Origin of the sequence: Candidatus Halobonum tyrrellensis G22, assembly GCF_000495475.1 — an archaeon.
GTDB classification, from domain to species: Archaea; Halobacteriota; Halobacteria; order Halobacteriales; family Haloferacaceae; genus Halobonum; species Halobonum tyrrellense.
Map to the genome: position 1 here is coordinate 1 of NZ_ASGZ01000045.1, position 847 is coordinate 847.

Sequence of the window (847 nt, forward strand, 5' to 3'; positions counted from 1 at the left end):
CCACCATCCGCGGCGGCTTGAGCGCCCGATTCACCCGGCTCGGGGTGGTCGACCGGCTCGTCCGTCTCGGTCGCGGCCTCGTCGATCGGCGTCGGCGGGACCGCGTCGGCGTGGGTCGTCTCGGAGAGAGCCGCGTCCGCTTCAACGTCGGTCCAGTACTCCCGTAGCACCTGCACGATACCGTCGGCGGACAGGACCGCGGGCGGCGTCCCCTCGGCCGGCTGGGTGGCCGCCCGAACGCTCTGGACGCGGTGGCGTAGCTCCTCGAACTGCTCGGCCCGGAGCGCCGGCGACGGCCGCACCCTGCTCGACGTGGCGAACCGATCGAGGCGCGTCGTGTCCGCCTCGCTGGCGACCTCGTCCGGGTGAACCCACGTCTCCGCGAACACGTCGACGTCCATCACGCCCTCCTCGACGGCCGTCCGGACGGTCGCGTTCGCGTGGTCGGCCGCGAAGCCGACCTGCCCGCGCGAGGGGTCGCCCTCGAGGTCGCGCAGGTCCTCGGTCTGCCGCGACACGTCGGCCGTGTGACGCCGCCGGATCCGCACCTTCGCCGGCGTGTCGGTCTTCGAGAGGTTCACGTCGAGGCGGGCGGCGAGGTCGATCGCCGCGCCCTCCTCGGCCGCGTCGTCCGCCTGCGAGAGGTTCACGGTCCCGACGTGGACGACCGCGACCTGCGCGCCGTCGACGCGCTCGACCGCGTCCGCCTCCGGGTGGGCGGCGACGACACCGGGCACGTCCCGCGCCTCCTCGCCGCCGAGCGGCATCCGGATCTGCGTGATCACGCCGCCGACCTCCCGGGCGAGCAACTCCCGCGGACTCACGTAGTCGGGCGTCCGCAGGACGA

Annotated in this window: 1 protein-coding gene; it reads right to left on the bottom strand. The window is 74.4% G+C overall.

Features of this window, described 5'->3' with window-relative positions:
- The coding region (locus K933_RS12330; RefSeq protein WP_152529824.1) for a hypothetical protein at nt 1-824 on the bottom strand (824 nt) is incomplete at its 3' end.
- Nucleotides 825-847: the final 23 nt, after the last annotated feature.